At 66.5% G+C, this 19,288-nt stretch carries 20 protein-coding genes and 1 tRNA gene; 9 read left to right on the forward strand and 12 right to left on the reverse strand.

Going from position 1 to position 19,288, the window contains the following annotated elements:
* Positions 1-82: 82 nt before the first annotated feature.
* Positions 83-787: an AraC family transcriptional regulator gene (locus OG203_RS22400; protein WP_405167558.1), complete on the reverse strand. Its 705-nt coding sequence runs from the start codon at positions 785-787 to the stop codon at positions 83-85.
* Between the two features lie 24 nt (positions 788-811).
* Positions 812-885, reverse strand: a tRNA-His gene (locus OG203_RS22405).
* A 101-nt stretch (positions 886-986) separates the two neighbouring features.
* Here OG203_RS22405 and OG203_RS22410 point away from each other — a divergent pair.
* Positions 987-1,397, forward strand: a complete 411-nt coding sequence (locus OG203_RS22410; RefSeq protein WP_405167559.1) for a cupin domain-containing protein — start codon at positions 987-989, stop codon at positions 1,395-1,397.
* A 2-nt stretch (positions 1,398-1,399) separates the two neighbouring features.
* Here OG203_RS22410 and OG203_RS22415 read toward each other — a convergent pair whose 3' ends face one another.
* The 3 genes from OG203_RS22415 to OG203_RS22425 all read right to left on the reverse strand — a co-directional run bounded on the left by OG203_RS22415 (position 1,400) and on the right by OG203_RS22425 (position 4,015).
* Positions 1,400-2,335, reverse strand: coding sequence for an NAD(P)H-dependent flavin oxidoreductase (locus OG203_RS22415; protein ID WP_405167560.1), 936 nt, complete (start codon positions 2,333-2,335; stop codon positions 1,400-1,402).
* A gap of 136 nt (positions 2,336-2,471) precedes the next feature.
* Complete coding sequence (locus OG203_RS22420; RefSeq protein WP_405167561.1) at positions 2,472-2,801, reverse strand: hypothetical protein; 330 nt, start codon at positions 2,799-2,801, stop codon at positions 2,472-2,474.
* Positions 2,801-4,015: a Rieske 2Fe-2S domain-containing protein gene (locus OG203_RS22425; protein WP_405167562.1), complete on the reverse strand. Its 1,215-nt coding sequence runs from the start codon at positions 4,013-4,015 to the stop codon at positions 2,801-2,803. Before OG203_RS22425 ends, OG203_RS22420 begins: the two co-directional genes overlap by 1 nt.
* Before the next feature lie 198 nt (positions 4,016-4,213).
* Here OG203_RS22425 and hsaA point away from each other — a divergent pair, with 198 nt between their 5' ends.
* From hsaA to OG203_RS22455, 6 genes are all read left to right on the forward strand, one after another.
* Positions 4,214-5,377, forward strand: a complete 1,164-nt coding sequence (hsaA, locus tag OG203_RS22430) for a 3-hydroxy-9,10-secoandrosta-1,3,5(10)-triene-9,17-dione monooxygenase oxygenase subunit (RefSeq protein ID WP_405167563.1) — start codon at positions 4,214-4,216, stop codon at positions 5,375-5,377.
* A gap of 8 nt (positions 5,378-5,385) precedes the next feature.
* Positions 5,386-6,264, forward strand: a complete 879-nt coding sequence (gene hsaD / locus OG203_RS22435; protein ID WP_405167564.1) for a 4,5:9,10-diseco-3-hydroxy-5,9,17-trioxoandrosta-1(10),2-diene-4-oate hydrolase — start codon at positions 5,386-5,388, stop codon at positions 6,262-6,264.
* Positions 6,264-7,169, forward strand: a complete 906-nt coding sequence (gene hsaC, locus OG203_RS22440; protein WP_405167565.1) for an iron-dependent extradiol dioxygenase HsaC — start codon at positions 6,264-6,266, stop codon at positions 7,167-7,169. Before hsaD ends, hsaC begins: the two co-directional genes overlap by 1 nt.
* A gap of 20 nt (positions 7,170-7,189) precedes the next feature.
* A complete protein-coding gene (gene hsaB, locus OG203_RS22445) occupies positions 7,190-7,756 on the forward strand; it encodes a 3-hydroxy-9,10-secoandrosta-1,3,5(10)-triene-9,17-dione monooxygenase reductase subunit (RefSeq protein ID WP_405167566.1) in 567 nt (188 codons plus the stop codon).
* An 89-nt stretch (positions 7,757-7,845) separates the two neighbouring features.
* Positions 7,846-8,079: a DUF433 domain-containing protein gene (locus OG203_RS22450; protein WP_405167567.1), complete on the forward strand. Its 234-nt coding sequence runs from the start codon at positions 7,846-7,848 to the stop codon at positions 8,077-8,079.
* The gene (locus tag OG203_RS22455) at positions 8,076-8,462 is read left to right on the forward strand and encodes a DUF5615 family PIN-like protein (protein WP_405167568.1); all 387 of its coding nucleotides are present in this window, start codon (positions 8,076-8,078) and stop codon (positions 8,460-8,462) included. The genes OG203_RS22450 and OG203_RS22455 overlap by 4 nt, the downstream gene beginning before the upstream one ends.
* A 38-nt stretch (positions 8,463-8,500) precedes the next feature.
* On the opposite strand, the gene dmpG is transcribed toward OG203_RS22455, so the two are convergent.
* The 4 genes from dmpG to OG203_RS22475 are packed head-to-tail and all read right to left on the reverse strand — an operon-like array spanning position 8,501 to position 12,894.
* The gene (dmpG, locus tag OG203_RS22460) at positions 8,501-9,541 is read right to left on the reverse strand and encodes a 4-hydroxy-2-oxovalerate aldolase (RefSeq protein WP_405167569.1); all 1,041 of its coding nucleotides are present in this window, start codon (positions 9,539-9,541) and stop codon (positions 8,501-8,503) included.
* Positions 9,542-9,553: 12 nt separating this feature from the next.
* Positions 9,554-10,465 (reverse strand): acetaldehyde dehydrogenase (acetylating), encoded by a 912-nt coding sequence (locus OG203_RS22465; RefSeq protein ID WP_405167570.1) that lies wholly within the window; start codon positions 10,463-10,465, stop codon positions 9,554-9,556.
* A gap of 10 nt (positions 10,466-10,475) precedes the next feature.
* A complete protein-coding gene (locus OG203_RS22470; protein ID WP_405167571.1) occupies positions 10,476-11,261 on the reverse strand; it encodes a 2-keto-4-pentenoate hydratase in 786 nt (261 codons plus the stop codon).
* Position 11,262: 1 nt separating this feature from the next.
* Complete coding sequence (locus tag OG203_RS22475; RefSeq protein ID WP_405167572.1) at positions 11,263-12,894, reverse strand: FAD-binding protein; 1,632 nt, start codon at positions 12,892-12,894, stop codon at positions 11,263-11,265.
* A gap of 104 nt (positions 12,895-12,998) precedes the next feature.
* Between OG203_RS22475 and kstD the strand changes: the two genes are divergently transcribed.
* Positions 12,999-14,717 carry a 3-oxosteroid 1-dehydrogenase gene (kstD, locus tag OG203_RS22480; protein WP_405167952.1) on the forward strand — a complete coding sequence of 573 codons (1,719 nt, stop codon included), beginning with the start codon at positions 12,999-13,001 and terminating at the stop codon, positions 14,715-14,717.
* Complete coding sequence (locus tag OG203_RS22485; RefSeq protein WP_405167573.1) at positions 14,717-15,577, forward strand: MaoC/PaaZ C-terminal domain-containing protein; 861 nt, start codon at positions 14,717-14,719, stop codon at positions 15,575-15,577. The genes kstD and OG203_RS22485 overlap by 1 nt, the downstream gene beginning before the upstream one ends.
* Positions 15,578-15,694: 117 nt before the next feature.
* Here the strand turns inward: OG203_RS22485 and OG203_RS22490 are convergent, their stop codons facing one another.
* The 3 genes from OG203_RS22490 to OG203_RS22500 form a co-directional block, all read right to left on the reverse strand.
* A complete protein-coding gene (locus OG203_RS22490; protein ID WP_405163570.1) occupies positions 15,695-17,407 on the reverse strand; it encodes a transposase in 1,713 nt (570 codons plus the stop codon).
* A 113-nt stretch (positions 17,408-17,520) separates the two neighbouring features.
* Positions 17,521-18,000, reverse strand: coding sequence for a hypothetical protein (locus tag OG203_RS22495; protein ID WP_405167574.1), 480 nt, complete (start codon positions 17,998-18,000; stop codon positions 17,521-17,523).
* Entirely contained in the window at positions 17,997-19,271 is a 1,275-nt protein-coding gene (locus tag OG203_RS22500; RefSeq protein WP_405167575.1) for a DUF58 domain-containing protein, read from the reverse strand. The genes OG203_RS22495 and OG203_RS22500 overlap by 4 nt, the downstream gene beginning before the upstream one ends.
* Positions 19,272-19,288: the final 17 nt, after the last annotated feature.

Raw genomic sequence — 19,288 nt, forward strand, 5'->3', positions numbered from 1 at the left:
ACCTTGGTCGTCACCAGGCAGTCTGCGTCCGGGCCGTCTCATGCGATTCCCGGTGCGGGAAATCAGAAGGTGCGCGGCTGCGTTAGACGGCGATGAGCGGGGGCTTGTCTTCGGCGCGGCGGTATTGGCCTGGGGGAAGACCGTATTCGCGCTTGAATGCCTTCGCGAAGGCGAATTCGGAGGTGTAGCCGACTTTTCTGGCCACTGCGGCGAGCGGGGCGTCGGTGTCGCGGAGTAGGCGGGCGGCGGTGAGCATACGCCAGCGGGTGACGTAGGTGAGGGGTGGTTCGCCGACGGTGGCGGTGAAGCGGCGCGCGAGGGTGGCTCGGGAGACGCCCGCGATGTGGCTGAGGTCAGGGACGGTCCAGGATCGGGCGGGTTCCTCGTGTACGGCACGCAGCGCGGCGGCGACCGCCGGATCGGCGAAAGCGCCTGCCCAGCCGGTAGTTTGCGCGGTGGACTGTTCGTCGAGCCAGGCGCGCAGGATGAACAGCAGCATCGTCTCGAGCAATGCCGGAACTGCGGCGTCGCTACCCTGACGCGGTTCGGCGAGGTCGGCGGCGAGCAGGTCGACGGTGCCGCGCGGCATGAAAACCACGTCGCCGACGCCGAGCGCCATCGGTGCCCCGTTCGGCGGCACCAGCCAGCAGGAGCCCTGCAACACGACATGGAAACCGGCGCCGGGGACCACAGGATAGCCGCGACCCCACGGTGCGTGCCGGATGAACATGCCGGAGGTCGGGCTGCCGGTGCGGATGGTGGCGATGGTCTCGCTGAGAATGTCCACCCCTGCACCATGCCGCCTCTTCGGGGTGAGTGACGGGGTTCGAACCCGCGACCTCCTGGATCACAACCAGGCGCTCTGACCAGCTGAGCTACACCCACCATAGTGTTCAGCCAAGGTAGCGCGACAGTTCAGCTCCGGTCACCTGGTTTTTCACCTGGGTGTCCGGCACCACCGTGCACGAATCAGGCATAGTCGAATGATGACCGACAACCGACCCGAACTCGCCGCCGCCCTCGACCTGGCACCACACCCCGAGGGGGGCTGGTTCCGCGAAACCTGGCGCAGCGCCGTGGAATTCAAGCCGGAAGGCTATGACGGCGCGCGGTCAAGCGCAACCGCGATCTACTTCCTGCTGCTGCCCGGCGAACAGTCCGCACCGCACACCGTCCGCTCCGATGAGCTGTGGCTTTGGCATCGCGGCGGCCCGCTGACCCTGAATATCGGCGGCGAGGAGATCACCCTCGGACCCGATGTCGAGCACGGTCAGGTGCTACAGGCCGTGATACCGGGCGGGACCAGCCAAGCCGCCCGACCGGCAGGCGACGAATACGTACTGGTGAGCTGCTTCGTCTCCCCCGGCTTCGACTTCGCCGACTTCCAGATGGACTGACTTCACGCTCCGGCGTATTCGCGGCGCGTCCGGTCGACGAGTTCGGCGACGCCGAGCACCTCGGTGACACCGGACGCGGCGTGGCCGGCACTCCAGATGTCCGACCAGTTCTTCGGTGCGGCGGAGCCTGTGAAATGTGCTGCGGTGTCGAAGGTTCCAGCTCGAAGGGCGGCGACATCGATGCCGACCGACTGCATCGAACCTGCCAGCATGTTGGTCGGTAGACCGGTGAACGCGGAGGTCAGCACCACGTCATCGAGGGTCGAGGCGGCCACCAGATCCTTGTGCGCGGGCGCGGCCATACTCTCGGCCGTGGCGAGGAACTTGGTGCCCATGTAGGCCAGGTCCGCACCCAGGGTGATCGCCGCGCGCAGGGCGACACCATCGGACACACCACCGGCCAAAACGACTGGCCCATCGAAGAATTCGCGCACGGCACGGACGAACGCGAAGGGATTGGCCCACCCCGTTTGGCCGCCCGCACCGGCGGTGAGCAGGATCAACCCATCGACCCCGCACTCGATCGCACGTCGCGCGTGATGCACCGAGGCCACGTCCGCGAGGACAAGCGAGCCGACCTCGTGCAGCGGGCCGACCACATCGCGCGGCGTCCCGACCGAGGTGATCACGATCTCCGTCGGCTGCGCACACAGCACCCGCAGATCCGGCAGCAGCCGCGCATTCCCCGGGTGCACAATCAGATTCGCCGCGACCGGGGCGGGCCGCGGTCCATCACCGGCTGCCAGGGCGGCATCGATCTCCGACAACCACTGCGAGAGTTGTTCCGTTGTACGGGCATTCACCGTCGGAAAGGCGCCGATCACGCCGGCCCGGCAGGCCGCGATCACCAGCTCCGGCCCGGAGACCTGGAACATCGGCGCGGCGATCAACGGAATCGTCAACCGTGCCGCGAGTGCGGCGAACCCAGTCACGCCCATCGCGCGCCCCCTATCTCCGGAACAGTTCCGTCCGGACAATAGAGCAGCCGACGCGGCAGGGGAAAACGCTCAGGTGCGCCTTGGCGAACTGCCCATACGATCGCCGCCGACGTTGTCACGCGGCCGAATCCGGCGACTACTCCGGAACTTCGACCACGCCCTCGTCCACGGCCCACTTGATCGTCTTCTCCAGCTGCGGGCAGGAGTCGGGGCGGCCGAGACCGGCCCCGTTCCTGCTGAGCTCCGCGAAGACAGGGCAGTGCGTCTGCGGCGGCTCGGTCCACTGCACCGAGGTCTGGTGCGAACTGCTCTTGCGCACCATGACCTGACTCTGGCATGCCTGACACCGCAGCGGTGTCAGGCCCTGCTCCAGATAGTGCTGCTTGTCGACCACGGTCTGGGCGCGCACTTCGGCCTGCCGCGCCGGTTGGTCGGCGAAGTCGGGTGCTTTCGCCCAGGTGGCCATCAGACCCCGGCCTCCGCCTGGTCGGCGGCGGCCGCGTCGACCTCCCGCTTGCGGCGCAGATTCTCCGCGACCTCGGCCTCCCACACCTCGTTGGCCTTGGTGGTGTCCACCTCGAACTCGAAGCGCTGGGTCATCTTGTCGGTGACGTCGGCGAGGTCGACATAGAACTGGTCGTACCAGCGACGCAACTGGTAGACCGGGCCGTCTTCCTCACAGAGCAGCGGATTCTCGACCTTGGACTTGTGCTTCCAGATCTCGACATCCTGTAGGAAGCCGACGCTGATGCCCTCGGTCATCTTGGCCGCCAGCTTGTCCGCCATCTCGCCCTCGACGCCCTTCGGCTTTTCCAGCGTGATGCCCCATTGCAGCACGAAGGAGTCCTGGGTCACCGGGTAGTGGCAGTTGATCAGGACGCTCTTGACCTCGTAGCCGGTGTAGAGATTGACAAGCGGATTGATCATGTAGGACGGCCCGAAGTACGAGGCCTCCGAGGTCAGCGTGGTGTCGCCGCCGTATTTCGACGCCATCCCGATGTCCGGCCTGCCCTTGGTATTCAAGTACTGAGTGGCGATATGCCCCTCGAAGATGTTCTTGAAGAAGGTCGGGAAGGCGAAGTGGATGTAGAAGAAGTGCGCCATGTCGACCACGTTGTCGATGATCTCGCGGCAGTTGGCGCCCTCGATCAGCATGGAATTCCAGGTCCAGTCGGTCCAGCCGCTGTCGAGCTGCTCGACCGGGTTGCCGTCCGCATCGGTGTAAGGGCCCTTGATATGGGGGATTGTCACCTCCGGCGGTGGCTGGCTGCCCTCGACGTCGTGCCAGACGAACAGCTGGCCGTTGCGCTCCAGCGTGGTCCATTTGCGGGTGCGCGCCAATGGCGGCACGCGCTTGCCATAGGGAATCGCGGTGCATTTGCCGTTCGTGCCGGACCAGCGCCAGTCGTGGAACGGGCAGGCGATGTCGTCACCCTTGACCTCGCCCATGCTCAGATCGCCGCCCATATGCCTGCAGTAGGCATCGAGCACGCGCAGCTCGTCGCCGCTGTCGGCCCAGATCACGAGCTTGGTACCGAACACATTCACCGCGTGCGGCTTGCCGTCGCGGAACGACTTGGCCAGACCGAGGCAATGCCATCCCCTCGCATAGCGGGTGGGCACGGTACCGACATCGAGCTCCCGGACCTTCGCACCGCTCCCCTGTGGGCTAACTGCCATCGCGAATCCTCCTCCTTCTGTACTAGAACACGTTACAAAAATGTGGCGTTCCACGCCAGCGATTCCGGTCACTTCCTGCACATGTCCATCCATGACGCACAATCGACACCGGTTCTCGACAGAAATAAGAACCTGTTCTAGTCTCAGAGGCAAATGAGTACCGGTTATCCAATTGACCAGGCAGGAGCAGGTCCCGAGATGACGCAAGAAGTGACCGAACGGGTCGACGCGCTGTTGCCGACCCTGCGCGAGCGCGCGCAGGAGGCCGAGGACCTGCGGCGCATCCCCGACGAATCCATCAAGGCGTTGCAGGAGACCGGGTTCTTCCGGCTGCTGCAGCCCAAGCAGTGGGGCGGTCACGCGGCCGACCCGGTGGTCTTCTACGACACGGTGCGCAAGCTGGCGAGTGCGTGCGGATCCACCGGCTGGGTGGCAGGCATTGTCGGCGTACACAATTGGCATCTGGCGCTGTTCGACCAGCAGGCACAGCAAGACGTCTGGGGCGAGGACACCGAGGTGCGGATCTCCTCGTCGTACGCGCCGATGGGCGCCGGCGTGGTGACCGAGGGCGGCTACCTCGTCAACGGCTCGTGGGCCTGGTCGTCGGGTTCGGACCACGCCACCTGGGCGGTGCTCGGCGGCCCGGTGATCAAGGACGGCAAGCCGGTCGACTTCGGCAGCTTCCTCATCCCGCGCGACGACTATCAGATCGATGACGTCTGGAACGTCGTCGGGCTGCGCGGTACCGGATCCAATACCGTTGTGGTGAAAGACGTTTTCGTCCCGACACACCGATTCCTCAGCTTCCGCAAGATGAGCGAACAGAAATCGCCCGGCCTGGCGCAGAACACCGACCCGGTGTACAAGATGCCCTGGGGCACAATCCATCCCACGACCATCGCGACACCGATCGTCGGCATGGCCTACGGCGCGTACGACGCGCACGTCGAGCACCAGGGCAAGCGGATCCGCGCGGCCTACGCGGGCGAGAAGGCCAAGGACGATCCGTTCGCCAAGGTGCGCGTCGCGGAGGCGTCCAGCGATATCGACGCGGCCTGGCGGCAGTTGTCCGGCAATGTCGCCGACGAATACGCACTACTGTTGGCGGGCAAGGAGATTCCGTTCGACCTGCGGGTGCGGGCACGTCGCGACCAGGTCAGGGCCACCGGGCGTTCGATCGCCGCGATCGATAAGCTCTTCGAGAGCTCCGGTGCCACCGCGTTAGCCAATGGCACTCCGCTGCAACGCTTCTGGCGCGACGCGCACGCGGGCCGGGTGCACGCGGCCAACGATCCCGAACGGGCATACCAGATGTACGGCCAGCACGAGTTCGGGCTGCCCGTCACCGACGCGATGGTGTAGGAGCTGCCATGACCTCTACCGTGGAACTCACCGCCGAATCGACCTCCCGCTACGCGCAGGTGCGCCCGGATCTGCGGCTGCACTATCACGAGGCGGGCATCGGCAACGGGCCGACGATCGTGCTGCTGCACGGCGGCGGGCCCGGCGCCTCCTCGTGGTCGAACTTCTCCCGCAATATCGCGGTGCTCGCGCAGAGCTTTCATGTGCTCGCCGTGGATCAGCCCGGGTACGGCCGCTCGGACAAGCCGACCGAGCACCCGCAGTACTTCGTGCACAGCGCGTCGGCGCTGAAGGATCTGCTCGATCATCTGCAGATCACCTCGCGGGTGCATCTGCTCGGCAATTCGCTCGGCGGCGGCACGGCCGTTCGGTTCGCGCTGGACTACCCGGACCAGGCCGGAAAGCTGGTGCTGATGGGTCCTGGCGGGTTGAGCACCAACCTGTTCGCGCCGGACCCGACCGAGGGTGTGAAGCTGCTCGGCAAGTTCAGCTACGAGCCGACCAGGGACAATCTGGAGGCGTTCCTGCGGATCATGGTCTTCGATCAGTCGCTGATCACCGACGAGCTGATCGACGAACGGTTCGCCATGGCGAGCACGCCCGAGTCGCTCGCCGCGGCCAGGGCGATGGGAAAGTCGTTCGCCGGTGCGGATTTCGAGAAGGGCATGCTCTGGCGTGACGCCTACAAGTTGCGTCAGCCGGTGCTGCTGATCTGGGGACGTGAGGACCGGGTCAACCCGCTCGACGGGGCGCTCATCGCGACCAAGGTGATCCCGCGGGTGCAGCTGCACGTGTTCGGCGGGTGCGGGCACTGGGCACAGTTGGAGAAGTTCCACGAATTCAACCGGCTGACCATCGATTTCCTCGCCGGTTCCAAGGAGAAGTGATGGGGATTCGATCACTGGCGTACCTGCGCATCGAGGCGACCGATATGGCCGCCTGGCGCGAGTACGGCCTCAAGGTGCTCGGCATGGTCGAAGGCAAGGGCGGGAATCCGGACGCGCTGTATCTGCGGATGGATGAGTTCCCTGCTCGGCTGGTGATCGTGCCCGGCGAGAAGGACGAACTGCAGATCTCGGGCTGGGAAACCGCCAATGCCGAAGAGCTGCAGGATATTCGGACTCGACTCGACGGCGCCGGAGTGCCCTACAAGGAGGGCACGGCTGCCGAACTCGCCGATCGGCGCGTGCACGAGCTGATCCGCTTCGATGACCCCTCCGGAAACACCCTCGAGGCGTTTCACGGTGCGGCACTGGAACATCGGCGGCTGGTGAGCCCCTACGGGCACCGGTTCGTCACCGAGGAGCAGGGGCTCGGGCACGTGGTGCTCAGCACCAAGGACGACAAGGCCGCGCTGGAGTTCTACCGGGACGTGCTCGGCTTCCGGCTGCGCGACTCGATGCGGCTGCCGCCGCAGATGGTCGGGCGCCCGGCCGACGGCGAACCCGCCTGGCTGCGCTTCTTCGGCTGCAACCCGCGGCACCACTCGCTCGCGTTCCTGCCCATGCCGACGCAGAGCGGCATCGTGCACCTGATGCTCGAGGTGGAGGACGCCGACGATGTCGGGCTGTGCCTTGATCGCGCGCTGCGCAAAAAGGTTCGCATGTCGGCCACCCTCGGCCGTCACGTCAACGACAAGATGCTCTCCTTCTATATGAAGACGCCGGGCGGATTCGATGTCGAATTCGGCTGCGAGGGACTCGAAGTCGACGACAATGATTGGATTGCCCGCGAATCCACCGCCGTGAGCCTGTGGGGTCACGACTTCACGGTCGGGCAGCGCACGCAGTGACTGAGAGGGCGAGCGAAACGATGACCGAACCCGAGATCGACGCACGGGCCTTCCGCAATGTGCTCGGCCAGTTCTGCACCGGCATCACCGTCATCACCACCTTCGACGATGCCGACGCGCCGATCGGGTTCGCCTGCCAGTCCTTCGCCGCCCTCTCCCTCGACCCACCCCTGATCCTGTTCTGCCCCACCAAGACCTCGCGCTCCTGGGCGGCCATCGAACAATCCGGCCGCTTCTGCGTCAACGTCCTCGCCGAAGAACAACGCGAGCTCTGCGCCCGCTTCGGCTCCCGCGAACCCGACAAGTTCGCCGACGCCTCCTGGCACACCTCCCCCCTTACCCTTCCCGTCCTCGACGACGCCCTCGCCACCATCGAATGCACGGTGGACAGCGTGGTAGACGGCGGCGACCACCACATAGTCATCGGCCGAGTCCAAGCCCTCACCGAATCCACCACCACCGGCCGCCCCCTCCTCTTCTACCGCGGCCAATACACCGCCATAGAACCCGACAAAACCACCCCCGCCCCCTGGCGCGCCGACCTCGAACACTTCCTCACCACAACCACCCTCGACACCTGGTTGTGACTCACTCACTGCCCGCCGAGCGGCCGCAGGTCACTCCGACGACCTGGTTTAACGCTTACTTCTGAGCGTTAAACCGTAGAGTAGTGACTATGTCCCGACTCGATCGCATCACCGCGGACCCGACAATCTGTCACGGCAAACCTGTCGTGCGGGGTATGCGCTACCCGGTAGAGATGCTGCTCGAGCTCCTTGCGGCAGGGATGAGCATGGACGAGATCCTTGCCGACTATCCAGACCTGGAAGTCGACGACATTCTGGCAGCGCTCGAGTACGCTGCGATCGTGACTGCCCAGCGGACCACGATCCCGTTCAACGCTGCGTGAAATTCCTCGTCGACGCACAGCTCCCCCGCAAGGTCGCGGAGTTCCTGTGCACCAAGGGGCACGACGCGGTGCATACCTCCGAGCTACTGCAAGGGAACCGCACTACGGATGCGGATATTGCCAAGCGTGCGGACCGCGAAAACCGTGTAGTCGTATCTAAAGACCGCGACTTCTGGATTGGGCATGTGCTCGACCGTTGCCCACGATCGCTGCTGATCGTCGCAACTGGCAACATCACCAATGTCGCGCTGCTACGGCTCTTCAACGAGCATCTGGATCAAATCATCTGCCTGCTGGAGAAAAGCGCGGTCGTAGAGCTGGGCAGAGATCGGTTGACCGCCCATGACGATCCCCCCTCTGACGGCAAGGAGACCAGCCCCTGATGTCGCGGTGGGGTACCGCGACATCAGCCATTCGCGCGTCAGGGGGTGGGGACGGTTTCTTTTTCGCGCTGGAGTTCTAGGGCGATGTCGATGAGTTGGTCTTCCTGGCCGCCGACTAGTTTGCGTTTGCCTGCGCGGACGAGCATTTCGGCGGCGGAGACGCCGTAGCGGTCGGCTTGGCGTTCGGCGTGCTTGAGGAAGCTGGAGTAGACGCCCGCGTAGCCCATCATGAGGGAGGATCGGTCGAGGAGGCATTCCTGGGGCATGGCGGGGCGGACTACGTCTTCGGCGGCGTCGGCGATGGCGTAGAAATCGATGCCGGTTTTGATGTCGAGTTTGTCGCAGACGCCGACCAGGGCCTCGACGGGGGTGTTGCCTGCTCCGGCACCGAAACGTCTTGCGCTACCGTCGATTTGGGTTGCGCCCGCGCGGATGGCGTAGATGGAGTTGGCGACGGCGAGGTCGAGGTTCTCGTGGCCGTGGAAGCCGACTTGGGCGTCGGTACCGAGTTCGGCGACGAGGGCGGCGACGCGGTCGGTGACCTGGTCGAGCACGAGGGCTCCGGCGGAGTCGACGACGTAGACGCACTGGCAGCCGGCGTCGGCCATGATGCGAGCCTGTTTGGCCAGCACCTCCGGGGGCTGGCTGTGCGACATCATCAGGAAGCCAACGGTTTCCAGGCCGAGCTCGCGGGCCAGGCCGAAGTGCTGGATGGAGACGTCGGCCTCGGTGCAGTGGGTGGCGATGCGGCAGATCGAGGCGCCGTTGTCCTGGGAGATCTTGATGTCCTCTTTGACCCCGACACCGGGCAGCATCAGGACCGCGATCTTGGCCTGGATCGCCGTCTCGGCGGCGATCTTGATCAGTTCCTGCTCAGGGGTTTTGGAGAAGCCGTAGTTGAACGAGGATCCGCCGAGCCCGTCGCCGTGGGTCACCTCGATGACGGGCACCCGCGCGCCGTCGAGCGCGGCGACGATATCGCGGACCTCGGTGGCGGTGAACTGGTGACGCTTGTGATGCGATCCGTCGCGCAGCGAGGTGTCGGTGACGCGGATGTCGAGTTCTGTTGAGTAAGCCATATTTTCGCTCCCTTACACCCGTGCCGAGACGATCTGACCCGCGATGACCTCGCCGACCTGCGTCGCGGCGGCGGTCATGATGTCGAGGTTGCCCGCATAAGGCGGCAGGAAATCGCCAGCGCCTTCGACCTCGACGAACACCGAAACCTTCGCCATACCACCGGATATCACCGACGGCAGGTCGTACTGCGGATCGTTCAACAGGCGGTAACCGGGTACATACTTCTGGATGTCGGCGACCATCCGGTGGATGGAGTCGGTGATGGCATCGGTGTCGGCATCCTCGGGGATGGCACAGAAGATGGTGTCGCGCATGATCATCGGCGGCTCGGCCGGGTTCAGAATGATGATCGCCTTGCCACGCTGTGCGCCGCCGATGGTTTCGACACCACGGCTGGTGGTCTTGGTGAACTCGTCGATATTGGCGCGAGTACCAGGACCCGCCGATACCGAGGACACCGAGGCGACGATCTCCGCGTAAACCACCGGAACCACGCGAGATACGGCGGCGACGATCGGGATGGTTGCCTGACCACCGCAGGTGATCATGTTGACGTTCGGCGCATCCAGATTGGCACCGAGATTCACCGGCGGCACCACGGCGGGCCCGACGGCGGCCGGGGTGAGATCCACCGCGCGGATACCGGCTTCGGCGTACTTCGGCGCGGCCGCGCGATGCACATACGCCGAGGTCGCCTCGAAAATCAGGTCGGGCAGCTCGGATTGGCCCAACAGCCAATCCACCCCCTCGGCCGAGGTCTCCAGCCCCAGCCCCCTGGCCCGCTTCAAACCCTCACTGTCGGGATCGATCCCGATCATCCACCGCGGCTCGATCGCTGCGGAGCGCAGCAGTTTGTAGAGCAGATCGGTACTGATATTGCCGGACCCGACGATCGCGGCGGTGACGGTCCCGTTGTCGGACACCACAAGCCTCCTAGATGAATTGCAAACGGACAGAACCGAGCCCAGCGAACTCGGCATGAAACTTGTCGCCCGGCCTAGCGTCGATGGCGCGGGTGCACGAGCCGGGCAGCACGATGTCGCCCGCCTTCAACCGCACCCCGAAGCTCGCGACCTTGCGAGCCAGCCAGGCCACCGCGATCACCGGGTCACCGAGCACGGCGTCGCTGCGGCCCTCGGCCACCACCTCGCCGTTGCGGGTGAGCACCGCGTCGATCGCCTTGATGTCGATGTCCTTGGGCGCCACCCGTTCCGGGCCGAGCACGTAACCGGCGGAGGACGCGTTGTCGGAGATGGTGTCGGTCAAACCGATCTTCCAGTCCTTGATCCGCGAGTCGATCAGCTCGATGGCAGGCGCGAAAGCGACTGTCGCGGCGAGCACGTCGGCCTCGGTGCAGTCCGCGCCTGGCAGGTCGGCGCCGAGTACGAAGCCGACCTCCACCTCGACGCGCGGGAACAGATAGCGTCCCGCTTCGACCGGAACATCCTCGTAGACTTCCATTTCCGCGAGCAGATGACCGTAGTCGGGCTCGTCGACACCCATCATCTGCTGCATGGCCTTGGACGACAGGCCGACCTTGTGCCCGACCACCTTGGCGCCGGTATCGAGCCTGCGCCGGATATTGATCAGCTGGATCTCGTAGGCATCGACCACATCGATGTCCGGATGCCGGGCGATCAGTGGATCGATCGCCACCCGATCCCGTTCGGCAAGCTCGAGCTCATCGGCCAATTCGGTTCGTACCGCATCGGACAGCACGCTATTTTCCTTCCACTATTGCTTGATCGAGTGCGTCGGGTTGTTCGGAAAGCCCGGCCGCGGACCGACCGGCCCGGCGGCCGGAGAAGACGCAGTCCGACAGCGACAATCCGCTGACGTAGGACTCCGAGCAGATGCCGACGGCCGTCCTACCCGCCGCGAAGAGCCCCGGAATATCCGTTCCGGCAGTCGATTTCACCGCGCCCGTGTGCTCGTCGACAACGACACCGCCGAGGGTGAGCATCGGACACGGATTGGCCAGGCTCGGTTTGATGCCGACGTCCAACAACCAGAACGGCCCGGTACTCAGCGGTGTGGTGAACTCGGCGGGCTTACCCACCGGATCAGGGGTGCCGTGCTCGATCGCGGCATTGTGCGCGTCCACCGTCGCCCGCAGCCCGACCACGTCGATGCCTGCCTTCGCCGCAACGACTGCCAAGGTGGCGCCGCGAATCGCGGTGCGCCGCATCGCCTCGAACTGCCCGCGCTGGAACCAGGCGCCCTGCTTACCGATCTGGCCGATCGCGGTCCGCATCAACTCATCGTCGGCGAGCAGCCAGCCCTTGCCGCCGTGTTCGGTGATGAGCTTGTGGCCGACCGCCGCGCCGTATCTGGTCTCGTCGATGACCCGGCGGCCCGCGGCATCGACCAGCACCGCGCCGGTAAAAGCGCTTGGCGGCAACAGGAATCGCCACGCGGAAACATTGCCCATCCGATCGGTGGCCGCGCCGACCCGTTGCGCGAGCAGGATGCCGCTGCCATCGTCACCGGTGGTGCCGAGCGCGAGCCCGCCGCGATAGTCCGGCGCGTGTTCGCGCAGCATCGTCCGATTGGCGATGAAACCACCGGCACTGAGCACCACCCCGCGACGCGCGAGCACGCGAATCGTGGTGCCGTACTGGCGATCCAACCGAGCCAGCCGCTTCTCCAACGCGGCACGCAGCGGCGGATAGTAGATGCCGGGCTTGGCCGCGACCTGCGCCATCCGCGTGTACCGGTCGCGGATCCGGCCCGGCGCGTCACGCAGCGTCCGGCACTCGACCCCGATCACCGTTCCCGCGTCATCGACGATCAGTTGGGTTGCCTGCGTGAGGGTTTCGACTCGAACGCCGAGCCGGGAGGCGGCGGCCGCGAGCGGACCCGTCAGCTGCTTGCCGGAGGTACCCTTGCCCTTGACCCGATGCCCACGCTGCGCCGCCGGGATGTCCCGGAACGCGCCGGAGATCTCACTGCCCGAGTAGTACAGGTAGTAGCTGTCGTTCGGGTACGACGTCTTGTACGGGCACAGCGACGCCTCGAACGGAACGCCATGGCCCTTCAGCCACTCGATCATCGCCGGGCTGCCGTCCACGAAACGACGCAATGTCTCGGGCGACACCGCGCCGCCGACCTCGCGCTCCAGATACGCGAGCATCGCCGCTGGCGTATCCGCGACACCGGCCTCCTGCTGCACCGATGTCCCGCCGCCCGCGTAGATGATGCCGCCGGACAACGCCGACGCCCCGCCACCGGCGAACCGCTCCAGCACGAGCACCTGGGCGCCGTCGGCCGCCGCCGCCAGCGCCGCGCTGGCGCCCGCCGCGCCGTATCCGACGACGACCACGTCGGCTACCAGGTCCCAATCGAACCCCATGTACGTCACTCCGGTCTGAAACTGAAACGAGTTTCTCAACAGATGAAAAGCCGGGTAAGTCTTCTGCCACACAACATAGACCAATGGCGGCATCATTCTATAACGTGTTCTACATGATTGATCGGGAATACGATGTGGTGGTCGTCGGCAGCGGCGCTGCGGGCATGACCGCCGCCCTCACCGCCGCCCACCACGGGCTAAGCGTGGTGCTCATCGAGAAGGCCGCGCACTACGGCGGGTCCACCGCACGCTCCGGCGGTGGCGTCTGGATCCCCGGCAACAAGGCGCTTCGCGCGTCCGGCCGACCTGACGACCGCGAGGCGGCACGCACCTACCTGCACAGCATCATCGGCGACGTGGTGCCCAAGGACCGGATAGACACCTACATCGACCGTGGCGCGGAGGCCTTCGACTTCGTGCTCGACCACACCCCGCTGAAGATGAAGTGGGTGCCCGGCTACTCCGACTACTACCCGGAGGCACCCGGCGGGCTCGGCGAGGGACGCTCCTGCGAACCGGCCCCGTTCAACGGCAAGGTGCTCGGCGCGGAACTGGCCAACCTGGAACCGCCGTACGCGAAGGCGCCGCTGAACGTCGTCGTCATGCAGGCCGATTTCGTCCGGCTCAACCTCATCCGCAGACATCCGAAGGGCATCGCGCGCGCACTGCGCGTCGGCGCGCGCACCTACTTGGCCAAGGCCACCGGCAAACACATCCTCGGCATGGGCCAGGCGATCATCGCCGCCATGCGCAAGGGGCTGCTCGACGCGAATGTGCCGGTGCTGCTGAACACTCCGCTCACCGGGCTCGTGCTGAAGGACGGCGTGGTCACCGGGGTCGAGGCCGAGCACGAGGGCGAACCCGTCACCTTCACCGCGCGCTACGGCGTCGTGCTCGGCAGCGGCGGCTTCGAGCACAACGCCGAACTGCGCACCAAATACCAGCGCCAGCCCATCACCACCGAGTGGACCACCGGCGCGGCCGCCAATACCGGCGACGGCATCGTCGCCGGCATGGCGGCGGGCGGCGACGTCGGCTTCATGGAGGACTCCTGGTGGGGCCCGACCATCTTCAAGGGCGGACGGCCGTGGTTCGCGCTGGCCGAGCGCAATCTGCCGGGCACCATCATGGTCAACGCCGAGGGCAAGCGCTTCGGCAACGAGTCGGCGCCCTACGTCGAGGCCGTGCACACCATGTACGGCGGCGAGTACGGGCAGGGCGAGGGGCCCGGCGAGAACATCCCGGCCTGGCTCGTCTTCGACCAGCGCTACCGCAACCGCTACATCTTCGCCGGCCTGCAGCCTGGCCAGCGTTTCCCGTCGCGCTGGCTGGAGAACGACAACATCGTCAAGGCGGACACCCTGGAGGAGCTGGCCGGCAAGATCGGTGTCCCCTCGGCCGATCTCGCCGCCACCGTCGCCCGCTTCAACACCTTCGCCGAGACCGGGAAGGACGCGGACTTCGGCCGCGGCGACAGCCACTACGACCGGTACTACGGCGACCCGACGGTGAAACCGAACCCGTGCCTGGCCGCGCTGGTCCAAGGCCCGTTCTATGCCGCCAAGATCGTGCCCGGCGATCTCGGCACCAAGGGCGGCCTGGTCGCCGACACCTCGGGCCGGGTGCTGCGCGAGGACGGGAGCCCGATCGAAGGCCTCTACGCCGCGGGCAACAGCTCGACGCCGGTGATGGGCCACACCTACGCGGGCCCCGGCGCCACCATCGGGCCCGCGCTCACCTTCGGCTACCTGGCTGTGCTCGACATTGTCGAGAAGCGGGCGAACCAGCCGACCCGACCGCTGCCGTCCAGCAAGGAGTCTTGATGCCCATCGATCCGAAAGTCGCGCTCGGGGCGGAACTGCCGAGCCGCGAGTTCGCGTGGACACCGTCCGACGTGCAGCTGTATCAGCTCGGCCTCGGCGCGGGCACGCGGTTGACCGATTTGGCCGAGCTGCGCTATCTCGATGACCGTGCGCCCCAGGTGCTGCCGACGTTCGCGACCGTCGCGCCGACCCTGCACGAGACCGAGCCGCCGCGAGTCAAGTTCCCCGGCATCGACATCGACCTGGCGAAGGTGGTGCACGGCCATCAGGAGGTGGAGGTGCATCGCCCGATCCCCGCTGCGGGCAAGGCGACCAGCACGGGACGGATCGCCGAGCTGTGGGATAAGGGTTCCGCGGCGGTGGTCGTGCAGGAGCAGACCGTCACCGGTTCCGACGGTGAGCCGCTGTGGACCGCGCGTTCCTCGATCTTCGCGCGTGGTGAGGGCGGTTTCGGCGGCGAGCGTGGGCCGAGCACCAAGTCCGAACTGCCCGATCGGGCACCGGATTTCGACGTGACCACGCCGACGCTGCCGCAGCAGGCGCTGCTCTATCGCATGTGCGGCGACCGTAACCCACTGCACTCGGATCCTGAATTCGCCCGTGCCGCTGGGTTTCCCGCGCCCATTCTGCACGGACTGTGCACCTACGGCATCGTCTGCAAGACGGCCACCGACACCGTGCTCGGCTCGGATACGAGCCGCATCACCGGGTTCCGCGCCCGGTTCGCGGGGGTGCTGTATCCGGGTGAGACGATCCGCACTCGCATCTGGCGGCAGGACAACGAATTGACCATCGCCGCAACGGTGGTCGACCGCGAGGACGCCCCCGTCCTCGCCGATGTAACCCTGCGGTTCCGCTGACGTTCCCGCACGACTCTTGATTTCCCGCACCGGGGATCGCATGCGGGCTGTTGCGGAATGAGAAATGGGCTTCGGTGGTGGCCGGCCGCTTCGCGGCCGGCCACCACCGGGTGCTTGTCAGCAGGGAGTGGGGGTGAGATGCCCGGTGCTGATGGCTTTGAACAGGTTGTGGACCAGGGCGTGGAAGCTGAATTCGGTGGTGGCGCGGTAGTGGCCGCGGCTGGTGAAGCGGCGGAACCCGAGGTTGTGTTTGGCGTGAGCGAAGGGGGTTTCGGCGATGTGGCCGCGGTGGCGGTAGAGAGCCGCGCCTTGGGAGGTGGCCAGCAGGTGAGTCATCTTCTGGATCGCGGTGGCATCGGCGGGCGGGGGCCCGGTGGTGGCTGCGATGGTGGCCAGGTCACGGCGTTTACCGACGGCGATGAGCCGCTCGGGTCCGGCGGTGGTGAGGTTGTCGGTGGACAGGTAGCCGGTATCGGCGAGCAGTATCCCGATTCCGGTCGCCGACGGTTCGCCCAGCGATGCCGCGGTAGCTTCGGTCTGGGTTGTTGCGGTGAGGTATTCATCGAGAAGCATTGCCATGGAAGGATTTTCGACGGTTCCTGCGGGTTGATGGCTAGTAATGAGGTCGGCGGCGGTGTGGGTTTTGGCCATGATGTCGGTGAAACCGGCGGTGTCGCTGGGGTTGCTGGTGAGGTGGGTGGTGATGATCAGTCCGTCGCTGCTGGTGACGGTGTGACAGTTGAACCCTTGCAACCAGCCCCCACCCCGCAGCGGCATCGGCCGGGATTCGGGATCGGTGATGTTGCGCTGAGTCTTTCGCTCGGGCCGGGCCTGCTCGCGGGTGGCGGCGGCGATGGCCCGGTCCAGGGCCTTGCGGACCCGTCGCACCGCGAACGCTTCGTCCACCGGTACGGGCCGGCGACCACGCCGGGACCCACCGGCGTGGTAGTCCTGGACTTTCTGCTGCTGTGCGGCGCGGGCTTGTTCCCAGTTCCGGGTCAATATCTGCACCCGGATCTCGGCTGGCGGGGTCCCGACCCGCTGACCTTGCTCGTCACGACGACGCTGATAGTCGCTGATCCGCGCCGCACGACCCGCGGCCCGCTCGGTGGTCTCGGCCTCGAGCTCGGCCAACGCCCGAGCGATCCGCGCCGCCCGCGCCGAGGGCTCGACCAATTCCGCGGGCATCCCGCCACCGCGTTCACCGGGCCCGAACTGTTCATCCTCGGCGGCGTCTGTCGCGGCGTGTTCAGCGGCCGCGGCCCGCGCCGCGGCCCGCGCGGCGGCCCGCGCGGCATCAGTGCCGGCCTGCTCAGCGGCCGCGGCCCGCAATCCCTTCCCGGTGCGGTTCGCGCTCAACGACGCGTTCGAGGCGATCTTCACCGAATCGATCGCCACCACCCCCAACCGGCCCAAACCCAGCCGTGCGCACAACACCAGCACCTGGGAGAACAACTCCTCCACCACATCAGCCAACTCGGCACGGAACCGGGCGATCGTCACATGATCAGGCACATCCCCGGCACAGATCACCCGAAACGCCACATCACGCGAGCACAACCACTCGATCTTGCGCGAGGACCGCTGCCCCTGAGCCCACGCCCAGATCAACAGTGTCAGCAACATCTCCGGGTCATACCCGGCACGACCCACACCACCAGTGCGGCGTTTGGCATGCAACCGGGAAGTATCCAACCCCGCCACCGCCTCGATCACCAGCCACACCGGATCCGAATCAGCCAACCACTCCCGCATATCCGGCGGCATCAAAAACTGTTGATCACGTTCCACCGGTCGATAACCCTTGGCCACCAACACATCATCGATCACCAACCCCCGACACACCCACCAACCCACCAAACATGTTGTCCGGCCACTACGCGGCCAGACAACACCCACCCCTCATTTCGCAACAGCCCGCATGCGATTCCAAGTGCGGGAAATCAGATATGGTGCGGCTGCGTTTGAGCGGAGCCCGGCGGGCGGGGGTCGGCGTTGCGGGCGCGGCGGACGGCGGCTCCGTGGACTACCAAGGCGTACAACAGGATCACCAGAACCGGGGCGGCGAGCGGGGCCCAGGCCAGGCGCAGCGGAAGCAGGGCGGCACCGACGCCGACTGCGGCGAAGCCGACCGCGCCGGTCACCGAGGGGACCGTGGTCGGCACCACGCCGCGCGGGGCGGTGACGGTGGCGGCGTTGAGCAGGTACGTGGTGGCGACCAATCCCATTGCGGCGGCAGCGAGTACGCCGGAGTTCGCGACGGCGAGCACGCCAACCGCCAATAGGACAGCGGCGACGGCAGCGGGGCGGAACCACCAGCCGAGGGCGACCACGACGAGGGCAGGCACGGCCGCCCACGGCTCGAGCAGCGCCACCGACGTCACCAGCAGTACGCCCGACAGGACGGCGAGGAATCGGGTCATCGGCGCACCCGGACGGTGCGGCGGTGTTCCGGCAGCACGCGCATGATCTGATCGAGCCGGGTGTCCGCGGGCCAGGCCACGATATCGACGCCGACGGTGCCCATATCGCGGTACATCGAGGCCCGCTCCAGCTGCCACATCTTGGCAAGCGTCGGATCGAGAAGTCCACGAAATGGGGTGCCGCGCAGAACATCCACCACCACAACGACATGCCCGCGCTTGCGCAGATCGATCAGCGCCAGCGCGAACTGGGTGTCGAGCAGCGTGGAGAAGGCGACCACGATGGCCCCGAGCGGCACGGCCGAGTGCGGCGCCAGGGTGCCGGTGGTCGGGATGTACTCGTCGCCGACGTCCAGCACGGTGTCGACGATCCGATAGAACTGACGACGCCCGATATCCGGCCGCAACCAGCGCGGCCGCTGCCCGAGGCAAACGACGGCGGTACGGTCACCGGCCTGCAAGGTGGACTGCACCACCTGTGCCGCACCGCGCACGGACAGTTCGAGGGAATCGGTGGCCGGGCCCGGCGCCTGCTGCGAGGTATCCACCAGCACAACGACATCCGCCGAACGGTTGGTCAGCCGCTCGGTGACGTACAACCTGCCGCGCCGCGCACTCACCGGCCAGTTCACGATGCGCAGCTGGTCGCCGGGCGCGTAGGCGCGGATGTCGGCGTACTCGACGCCCGGTCCGTGCCGACGGGTCAGGTGGGTGCCGAGACGTTCGGGAAGTTCGGTGCGCGGCAAGCGCATTCGCTGCGGGTCGGTGATCGGATAGACGAACAGTTGTCCAGCGGGCAGCACGACGTTCGCGACCGCGAGGCCCGCCGGGCTGAGCGCGGACACCCGCACCGACACCGGATAACGGCCCCAACGATCCGCCGACAGCGCGAGGCGAAGACCGGCGGGCGCGACGCCGGAATCGCTGGCCTGCTCGACCTCGACACCAAGTGCGGCAACCTTTTCCGGCCGCAGCCGCAGCAGCGCGTGCCCCCGCTCGACGAAGGCGGCGACGGTCAGCACCACCTCTTCGGATTCGAAGCAGCGCAGCGTCCCACCGCCGTCCACCTGGATCCTCGTCGAGGACTGCTGCCACGGCGCGGTGGCGAGCACACCGAGCAGCGGCGCGGCGAACACGACGAGCTGCCAGCGCCCGAGCACGACCGCGAGCACCAGCGCCGCCGCGGCACAGATCGCCAGCATGAAGACCAACGGTGCCGGGCGCCACCGCAATTCGGCCTCGACCGCGGTGCTCGCGTCGCGATGCCTCATGACTGTGTCTCCGTCAT

It is taken from the genome of Nocardia sp. NBC_01499, from assembly GCF_045040275.1.
In the GTDB taxonomy this organism is placed as follows: domain Bacteria; phylum Actinomycetota; class Actinomycetes; order Mycobacteriales; family Mycobacteriaceae; genus Nocardia.

What these genes read in the sequence shown, in the direction of transcription:
- hsaB (WP_405167566.1), top strand. Translation starts at nt 7,190, where the DNA reads ATGACCGAACCCGAGATCGACGCACGGGCCTTCCGCAATGTGCTCGGC.
- OG203_RS22425 (WP_405167562.1), bottom strand. Translation starts at nt 4,015, where the DNA reads ATGGCAGTTAGCCCACAGGGGAGCGGTGCGAAGGTCCGGGAGCTCGAT.
- hsaD (WP_405167564.1), top strand. Translation starts at nt 5,386, where the DNA reads ATGACCTCTACCGTGGAACTCACCGCCGAATCGACCTCCCGCTACGCG.
- OG203_RS22475 (WP_405167572.1), bottom strand. Translation starts at nt 12,894, where the DNA reads ATGGGGTTCGATTGGGACCTGGTAGCCGACGTGGTCGTCGTCGGATAC.
- OG203_RS22450 (WP_405167567.1), top strand. Translation starts at nt 7,846, where the DNA reads ATGTCCCGACTCGATCGCATCACCGCGGACCCGACAATCTGTCACGGC.
- hsaA (WP_405167563.1), top strand. Translation starts at nt 4,214, where the DNA reads ATGACGCAAGAAGTGACCGAACGGGTCGACGCGCTGTTGCCGACCCTG.
- dmpG (WP_405167569.1), bottom strand. Translation starts at nt 9,541, where the DNA reads ATGGCTTACTCAACAGAACTCGACATCCGCGTCACCGACACCTCGCTG.
- OG203_RS22495 (WP_405167574.1), bottom strand. Translation starts at nt 18,000, where the DNA reads ATGACCCGATTCCTCGCCGTCCTGTCGGGCGTACTGCTGGTGACGTCG.
- hsaC (WP_405167565.1), top strand. Translation starts at nt 6,264, where the DNA reads ATGGGGATTCGATCACTGGCGTACCTGCGCATCGAGGCGACCGATATG.
- OG203_RS22410 (WP_405167559.1), top strand. Translation starts at nt 987, where the DNA reads ATGACCGACAACCGACCCGAACTCGCCGCCGCCCTCGACCTGGCACCA.
- OG203_RS22420 (WP_405167561.1), bottom strand. Translation starts at nt 2,801, where the DNA reads ATGGCCACCTGGGCGAAAGCACCCGACTTCGCCGACCAACCGGCGCGG.
- OG203_RS22415 (WP_405167560.1), bottom strand. Translation starts at nt 2,335, where the DNA reads ATGGGCGTGACTGGGTTCGCCGCACTCGCGGCACGGTTGACGATTCCG.
- OG203_RS22500 (WP_405167575.1), bottom strand. Translation starts at nt 19,271, where the DNA reads ATGAGGCATCGCGACGCGAGCACCGCGGTCGAGGCCGAATTGCGGTGG.
- OG203_RS22485 (WP_405167573.1), top strand. Translation starts at nt 14,717, where the DNA reads ATGCCCATCGATCCGAAAGTCGCGCTCGGGGCGGAACTGCCGAGCCGC.